Genomic DNA, 5,541 nt, shown 5'->3' with positions numbered 1-5,541 from the left:
AAGGCTCCCTTCTACTCGACTACTTGAATAAAGAGTAAAGCCCTTTTTTTATTAAAGTAACGAAGTAGAATAATTGAAGAACATATTTGTTAGGTTAGTCTAAAGAAAAAAGAAGATAAATTGAGGTAATAAAAATGTATGAATTTAAAGATAAGTCCGAAAAGAAAAGAAAAAAATATAAGATATACCTATTTTTATATATTATCTCTGTTTTAATAAATACATTCATTGACATTTTTGACTTGGGATTTGAAAAAGTTTCTGGAGTCCGCATAGTTATTAGCCTTTTATTTTATGGTGTTGTCCTTTATTTTGGTTTGCGTAGAAAGTTTTGGGCTGAGGTTATGATTAAATTTTTTGTCTGGCTAAATATTATTTTATTGTTCTTCATTATTACTGTTAAGATTTTAGGGTTGTAGTTCAAATTAATTTTTAATGTTCTTCAACTAAAGGGTGCTTGAGTTTAGCAAAGAGTCGTAGCTGCGGCTCTTTTTCTTGTTCCACTAACGGAGCAGTTTAGTTGTGCGAAATGTTTCTAGCTTAAATGGAGGATGGTCACATTTCTCTGGTAAAGGCTAGACAGTTCCTATCGGAACTGAAGGATTATATCGAAGAATCAAATGATGGGGTAACGCCCTGAAGGGTTCTCTCTTAGTCGAATAGCACTGGATTTAGTAAGAATGATAGTGTTATAAGCTCGGCGAAAAGGCGTGAGAAATTACCGTAACAGTTCGGCTGACGAAAGCCTACTCGATGGAGTGGTGTAATTCATGATGCTTGAGTTGAATGAATATGGTGAGAATGCAAATAAACCTAAAAGAAAAGGTTAAGCTGACGAACTTCTGAATGTACGGGTCTATAACTGCGATACATAGAAATGTGTATATCACCAAATTGTGAGGTTAGATGTGGGTGAGTAAAAATAACTAATATGAAAATCCATGATACGTTACAGGCGTATGAATGCTAACAGGCTTACAGGAAGCACCTAAGTTCATTCTATAATAGATATAATTCAACATTGTAAGCTGATAACGTGGAGGGCTTACTTCCAATGAAACGTTGACAAGGAAAGCAATAATGATAATAGCTATTGTATAACTTATCTTTATATCAGTGAAAGTGGTGGCACAGTACCAATGAAATGTCTAATCCACATGGAGGGATAGCCACTAGACTAATTAAGATTTATTCAACCAATTAAGGTAGTTCTTTATCGGTTAATAAGGTTCTTGTGAGACTAAAAGAGGTTTAACTCCGAAAGGAGTCACCAACTTATTGAAACGGAAGAAACTGAGACACAGTGAATATTATAGTATGCAAGATTGTTTTGACAGACTATATTCTCAAATTGTCAGTGGTCATCGCTTCTATGACTTAACAGATTTAATGAGTTCTAAAGATAATATACGACTTGCCTACAGAAACATAAAAAGAAACACAGGTAGCAAAACTACTGGAACAGATAAATTAACAATCAAAGATATTCTAGAATTAACAGTGGAAGATGTAATAGCAAGGGTTCAAGCCATGTTCAAATGGTACAAACCGCAAACAGTAAGGCGTGTTTTCATTCCAAAAGGAAAAGGTAAAACTAGACCTCTTGGAATTCCAACGATTTGGGATAGAATTTTTCAACAATGCATATTTCAAATTTTAGAGCCAATATGTGAAGCAAAATTCCATAAACATAGCTATGGATTTAGACCAAATCGCAGCACTCATCATGCCAAAGCCAGATTTGAATTTCTTATCAATCAATCTGGACTTCATCATTGTGTTGATGTAGATATTAAAGGTTTCTTTGATAATGTTAATCATAGTAAGCTTTTAAAACAAATGTGGTCACTAGGCATAAGGGAAAAATCACTACTTTCAATTATTTCTAGGCTATTAAAAGCAGAGATTGAAGGTGAAGGTATCCCTACAAAAGGTACTCCGCAAGGAGGTATTTTGTCACCTTTACTATCCAACATTGTATTAAACGAATTGGATTGGTGGATTAGTGACCAATGGGAAACATTTGAAAGCAGATATACTTACTCCACCAATGGTAGTAAGTATCAGCATTTAAAGAAAACATTTTTGAAAGAGTGTTTCATCGTCCGTTATGCGGACGATTTTAAGGTAATTTGCCGAACTAGGTCACACGCAATAAAAATGAATTACGCATTGAAAGATTTCTTGAGAAAAAGACTTCATTTGGAAACAAGTGAAGAAAAATCGAAAGTTATTAATCTAAAGAAAAACTCTTCCGAGTTTCTTGGTTTTTCAATAAAAGCCATAAGAAAAGGAAAGACAAGATTTGGTTATGTAGCAAGGTCCGATATGTCAAAGAAAGCTAAAGCAAACGCCTTCCAAAAGATTAAGGACACTATAAAAGTAGTCAAGAAAAAGCCTTGCATTCAGACAGTTTGGAATTTCAATGCTGTCGTCATGGGAATCCAAAACTATTACTCAGCCGCTACTAACATCACTATCAATCTGAATGAGTTAAACGCTCATCTACGCAGAACGTTATATAATCAATTAAGGAACATTAGAACCGAGGCAAGTTTCCATGAGATGACTAAAACCTTACAGAAAAGGTACAAGGGATATAAGGCAAAACTGTATATGATACAAAAAATGGTTTTTGTCCCCATCCACGCACAACGGTGGAAAAAGATACTTGGATTCTCCCAAGTAATATGTAACTTTACTGCCGAAGGTAGAGCAAAAATTCATAATAGCCTAAAGGCTATTGATAAAAATACGCTTTCTTACATCATGAGAAACTATATTCCAAACAGATCCATTGAATATAACGACAATCGAATCAGTAAATTTATTGCCCAGTATGGTAAATGTGCCATATTAGGAGAAGAGTTAGGGATACATGAATGGCATTGTCATCACATAAACCCTTATTATCTTTCAAAAGATGATAGCTATTCAAATTTGATTATTGTTCATAAAGCAATTCATCAATTAATTCATCTAAAAGATAAAGTCAAAATAGAAACTCTTTTACAATTTTTAAAGCTTACTAGTAAGCAGAAAGAAAAAGTTAATAAGCTACGGTTAAGATGTCAAAATGAAATAATCTAACTTTGGAAAAACAGCACTCGTCTGCTTAATACATAGAACGAATAAATCGGATTAGTTGGAACGCCGTATGCGGTGAAAGTCGCATGTACGGTGTGAACAGGGGGAAAAGGGAGCGATAACTTCAAACCCTTACCTATCTGTATTAGTTAGACAAGGATGTTAAAGGTTAATTGTTTGAATTAAACAATAGTAATAAAAATTTCCGAAAATATTTTATTCTCCAATTGGAAATCGAAAAGAAATAATCTTTATTGGTAGAAAATATAAAAGGAACTCCCAAAATAGTGGAGGTTCCTCCATAATGCTTAGTCTTATAAAGGCTAATGGTAATAAAAGGTTATTGGGTTAAAACCAGGAAGCGCCTACAATAATTAATAGCATGAACAATACGACAATTAGCACGAATGTTGAACGGTCGCCGTAACCATATTCTCCATAGCCGTAACCACCATAACCATATCCGCAGTAACCAAGCATTTAAAATCCCCCTGTTTTATAAATTAATAATATCTTCGACCAACAAAGGCAGAAACTACGATAATAGGTAGAATAAACAGTACAACAATTATTGCGAAACTTCCGCTCCATGGAGGGCTAACGGGATAGTTTTGTCCCGATAACAAAAACTAACAGAATGAAAACGATAATATATAAAGGAGATTAAATATGCTGAAAAAGATACGGAAAATCCTTCAAGTACTCCTATTTGTATTTTTCGGCGCATGTTTTGTTTTGCTTCCTTGGAGTAATATTGACAGAACAGCAGCCGAAAAAAGGATGGTATTTGACCAGCAGCCCATCCAATACCCGATTCGTCAAAGTAAAATTACTATGTATACGGACGGGAAACAGTTAGACAATCAATTATTCTCAGATATAAGGAAAGCAAAACAATACGTGTATATCAACTTTTTCTCTATTGCTGATGATAAAGTAAGTCATCAATTTCTAGATTTATTGAGACAAAAAAGCCAGGAAGGTATAGAAGTATATTATGCAGTGGACAGGCTGGGTGGAATTTTGCTAAAGAAGAGGGAAAGAGAATTATTGGTTAAAGCAGGAGTGCATTTTACGTATTACAATAAGCCTGCTTTACCTTATCTTTTTGCTTCTTTGGATCGTCGAAATCATCGCCGTATTTCAATTATTGATGGAAGGATTGGGTACATTGGCGGATTTAACATCGGCAAGAAGTATTTAGGAGAAAAAGTAAAACTCGGTCACTGGAGAGATTATCACCTTCAAATACGAGGAGAAGGAGTTCAAGATCTAGAACATCAATTTGTGTTAGACTGGAAGAAAAACACAGAGCAACAGATTCCTATACACAGCGCGACAAAGGAAAAGGGAGCAACCTCGCATCGATTTACTGCATATTATAGCGGAGAAAAACTTGGGCAAGATTATGCAATGCTGTTTCATCAAGCAAAAGAGTCCATCATTATAGTAACACCTTATTTTATACTAAATGACAGACCTATTTGGAACTCATTAGTGGATGCAAGAAAAAGAGGGGTTCGTGTTAAAATTCTGTTCTCACCTCATTCGGATGCACTGTTAGTTAAAGAGGCAGCGTATCCATATATTCGAAAAGCATTAAAACAGGGAATAGAAGTATACGGTTATAAAAAGGGAGTGATACACGGTAAAGTATTCTTGATTGATAAAAACGTATTGATGGTAGGGACCGTAAATTTTGATTCGCGCTCGTTTCATTTAAATGAAGAAATGAACTGCTATATCCATGACCCTGTCTTTATTTCTAAAATAAAGCCAGTCATCAATGAAGACATCCAAAATTCAAAGCGAGTTACATCCTCTGACGTCAATCAATTATCTATAAAAGAAAAACTGAAAGAAATGTTTGCAAAAATGATTGAGTATTATTTGTAAAAACTAAGTATTTTTATTTTAAGGAGTAGTAGATTGCATTTTATTAGAATAAATTAAATTACTGATACTAAAATAGAATGCTATGGAGAGGGAACATTGTTTCCTTCTCTTTTTTATTTAGGCTATTTAAAGGGGTACTCATTTTTACTACCATTTAAGAACGATATTTTCTTACATATACTGTGTTGAAATTGAGCTTTATGGATGGCGAACGGGTGCTTTCCTTCAATAAAAATCAGCAATGATCTTCAACTTACGGGGTGCTTATGTTCATGATGGATCGCTGCAGCGATCTTTTTTTATTATTCGACTAGCGGTCAGTTTAGTTGAACAAAATTTAAATCTGTAGTTTAATTTATTGCAGAACATTCAAAAAATAGGGGGGACTTAATTTGGAAATGTGGATTAATAAAGGATTTTCAATTTCTACAAATAAAGAGTATTTAGATTTAACATTAATACATACCTTCTTGAGTCATGAAGCCTACTGGTCAAAGGGGATACCCAAGCAAATAGTAAAAAAGGCAATTGAAAATGAGACTGCTGAAAATATAAACA

General features: G+C 34.1%; 5 protein-coding genes. 3 read left to right on the top strand and 2 right to left on the bottom strand.

Going from position 1 to position 5,541, the window contains the following annotated elements:
- The first annotated feature begins 134 nt into the window (after positions 1–134).
- Positions 135–419, top strand: a complete 285-nt coding sequence (locus J7E63_RS28560; protein ID WP_215018656.1) for a hypothetical protein — start codon at positions 135–137, stop codon at positions 417–419.
- Positions 420–1,278: 859 nt separating this feature from the next.
- A complete protein-coding gene (gene ltrA, locus J7E63_RS28555) occupies positions 1,279–3,090 on the top strand; it encodes a group II intron reverse transcriptase/maturase (protein WP_483861493.1) in 1,812 nt (603 codons plus the stop codon).
- A gap of 345 nt (positions 3,091–3,435) precedes the next feature.
- Here ltrA and J7E63_RS28550 read toward each other — a convergent pair whose 3' ends face one another.
- Both J7E63_RS28550 and J7E63_RS28545 read right to left on the bottom strand, forming a co-directional pair.
- Complete coding sequence (locus tag J7E63_RS28550; protein ID WP_215018654.1) at positions 3,436–3,567, bottom strand: YjcZ family sporulation protein; 132 nt, start codon at positions 3,565–3,567, stop codon at positions 3,436–3,438.
- A 23-nt stretch (positions 3,568–3,590) separates the two neighbouring features.
- Complete coding sequence (locus J7E63_RS28545) at positions 3,591–3,713, bottom strand: YjcZ family sporulation protein (protein ID WP_215018651.1); 123 nt, start codon at positions 3,711–3,713, stop codon at positions 3,591–3,593.
- A gap of 43 nt (positions 3,714–3,756) precedes the next feature.
- Here J7E63_RS28545 and J7E63_RS28540 point away from each other — a divergent pair, with 43 nt between their 5' ends.
- A complete protein-coding gene (locus tag J7E63_RS28540) occupies positions 3,757–4,983 on the top strand; it encodes a phospholipase D-like domain-containing protein (protein ID WP_215018649.1) in 1,227 nt (408 codons plus the stop codon).
- Positions 4,984–5,541: the final 558 nt, after the last annotated feature.

This window comes from Bacillus sp. ISL-75 (assembly GCF_018613095.1).
Note: the sequence above shows the minus strand (reverse complement) of the source record. Positions and strands in the feature narration are given on the sequence as shown.